Annotated in this window: 5 protein-coding genes; 2 read left to right on the top strand and 3 right to left on the bottom strand. The window is 64.7% G+C overall.

Annotation, left to right across the window (positions count from 1 at the left end; genetic code table 11):
- On the bottom strand, positions 1 to 266 hold a 266-nt coding region (locus JQ635_RS38875; protein ID WP_211415035.1), incomplete at its 3' end, for a transposase.
- 170 nt (positions 267 to 436) lie between these two features.
- Between JQ635_RS38875 and JQ635_RS38870 the strand changes: the two genes are divergently transcribed.
- A complete protein-coding gene (locus tag JQ635_RS38870; protein WP_211415034.1) occupies positions 437 to 622 on the top strand; it encodes a hypothetical protein in 186 nt (61 codons plus the stop codon).
- Here the strand turns inward: JQ635_RS38870 and JQ635_RS38865 are convergent.
- On the bottom strand, positions 615 to 824 hold the full coding sequence (locus JQ635_RS38865; RefSeq protein ID WP_211415033.1) for a DUF3606 domain-containing protein: 210 nt from the start codon (positions 822 to 824) through the stop codon (positions 615 to 617). The two genes, JQ635_RS38870 and JQ635_RS38865, sit on opposite strands and share 8 nt — an antisense overlap.
- Before the next feature lie 539 nt (positions 825 to 1,363).
- A complete protein-coding gene (locus JQ635_RS39165) occupies positions 1,364 to 1,528 on the bottom strand; it encodes a hypothetical protein (RefSeq protein ID WP_246584051.1) in 165 nt (54 codons plus the stop codon).
- Between the two features lie 80 nt (positions 1,529 to 1,608).
- Here JQ635_RS39165 and JQ635_RS39160 point away from each other — a divergent pair.
- A partial coding sequence (locus JQ635_RS39160) for a hypothetical protein (RefSeq protein WP_246584050.1) occupies positions 1,609 to 2,295 on the top strand: 687 nt, incomplete at its 3' end.

Here is a 2,295-nt window from a genome sequence, read left to right as displayed (position 1 = left end):
CGCTCCAGCCGGCGCGACGACCTGACCTGGTTGGTGTAGCCGTAAAGATAGAGCTTCAGCAGATCCGCAGGATCGTAGGGCGGATGCCCCACTTCCTCGGCGCCACGGTCCGCGTGGCGGAAGCCGAGCTTGGCAAGGTCGAGCGCGCAAACGAAGCTCTCGATCGCCCGGACCGGATTGTCCGGCCCGACATAGTCCTCAATCCGCGCAGGAAGCAGACTGGGTTGCTCCCGGCTCTCGCCGGTCTTGAACGTGCGATTCGCCATAAGACGAAGCCTACATCAACTCCTCAAATGCACCGTTCTTGCCCAGCCTCGACGGATCAAACTTTAATCAAATCCGGCAAATCGGATTTGGCGGAATGAAATCTGTTCGCGCCAAGCTGAGACATGCCGCCCACGAGGGCGCAGGTCGAAGAGCTTCGGAGAGACTATCGATGTACTACGTCGCCGCCGCATTGCTGGTGCTGTCGGGACTGTTCTACTCCGCGGGCCATCACGAGCTCGGCCAGTTCGGCGCGAACGTGTGCAGCTATGGCGGCACGTTCTGCGACAACCCGGTGGTCGTGTTCACCGGCGCGGCGCTGGCCGCCGCCTGGGGCATGTTCGTCAGCATCAAGTAGAGGACCGCGTCTCAGGCTCGCGCGCGCCGACCGCCGCCAGCTCCTTGCGGACGATAGCGGCGGAATTGCCGACCTTGTCGACGGCCTTTTGCAGCTCCTCCTTCGACACACCGAGCGCGTGGGTCCAGTACTTGACCTCGAAGGCCTCGTGCATGTTGATCTTGCTGCGGTCCGGCTGCACGCGCTTCGTCAGATTGTCCATGCGGCTGATCCTCGTTGTCGCCAGGAAAACGCGGCAAGAGACCTGCCGTTCCTGAGGGGGCGATCGTGCAGGCGTTTGCGCCGGCAGCGCGCGCTTCACACGCTCAGCCACAGCATCGAGGCGAGAACCGCCGAGAACGCAAACAAGGTGATGATGGCGACTTTGAAAATCAGATCGGCTGCCAAGCGAGCCCCCTTTTCACGTCCTACGTCCGCGTCCGAAACACGGATGGTCCCTGCTTCTAGCCTCGGAAGGCCGGCGAGCGGCGTGACACTCTTTGGCCACGACCATCAAACGGCAGCGCAACGGCTCCATCGCCGTTTAGTTCCTAATTTCCAGCGCGCAGCCTGCCGAATGTTCAGGCCATGCTGCCGGTCAGGCGGCCCGCGACTTAACATTTGTTATATTCGCCCGGTCTGGAAGCGCATCGTCCACAATGTTGCGAAGCGTCGGCGACCCATAGGCTCCAGGAGCTGGCGCAGTTCGATGGGCGCTATCAGCATCTGTCGCCCTCGTCCTGAGCGGGCGTCATCAAGCGCTCACGGCGCGAACACCTCGCCGGTGTCCATGCGCACGTTGCGGATGGCGCGACTGGCATCCATGGCCGCGCGGTTGCACACCGGCATGAAGCTGAGCAGGAGCGAACGTCGCCGTGCGCCTGAGCGGTTGCGGCTCGCCCCGTGCGGCAGATCGGCGTCGAACACCAGGATGTCTCCGCCTCGCCCGCCGTCATCAAGGCCAGCGTCTCGTCCGGCTCGCCTTGATCAAGAGGTCCTGGGTCGAGATGACGCGGGACAATACGGGTTTCGCCATTGTCCGGCCCGTAGGCGTCGAGGAAAACCAGCGCCGCCACGGCCTTCATGCCGGCGCCGTCGCGATGCAGCTGTTGATGGCCACCGTCCTTCAGCGGCTCGCGGCCCCCGACCTGGGCGAGGAAGAACGGACCGCCCAGCATGCGCGCGCTCGCCGCCAGCAGCAGCGGCAAGCGACAGGTTCGCTGCACCGTCGGATCGAGATCGACGAGAGCATGGCGCCAGCCGGCGCCGCGGGGCGCGGCCCATTGATCGCCTGTCCCCAAGCCCGCATCGAAGGCCGCGCGCAAGCCATCGCGCCCCGCCGCGGGGACCGCGCCGCGCAGCAGGAGATAGCCGTCATGGTCGAAGGCGGCCGCCTGCTCAGCCTCGAGGGGCGCGACCTCAGTGGACGCCGGTTCACAGCTCATGCCGCCACGCACCACTTAAGGATGCGTGACGCAAGTACCCCCGCACGGAGCAACCGGCAGCGCACCTGCCTGGTCCGGATCGGGTTCAAGGAGGAGGGTTTGGCGAAGGCCGGCGACCGGCGCCTGCACGGATGGCTCTTCGATGATGCACTTATACACCTGTTTTGCCCGACGAGGCTGGGCAAGAATTGGTGGTTTGGTTGCTCAGGCTGGAACGAACCGGCCGATTGCGAGGCGCGGCCGGATATT

This window comes from Bradyrhizobium iriomotense (assembly GCF_018130765.1).
GTDB lineage: Bacteria > Pseudomonadota > Alphaproteobacteria > Rhizobiales > Xanthobacteraceae > Bradyrhizobium > Bradyrhizobium iriomotense_A.
Note: the sequence above shows the minus strand (reverse complement) of the source record. Positions and strands in the feature narration are given on the sequence as shown.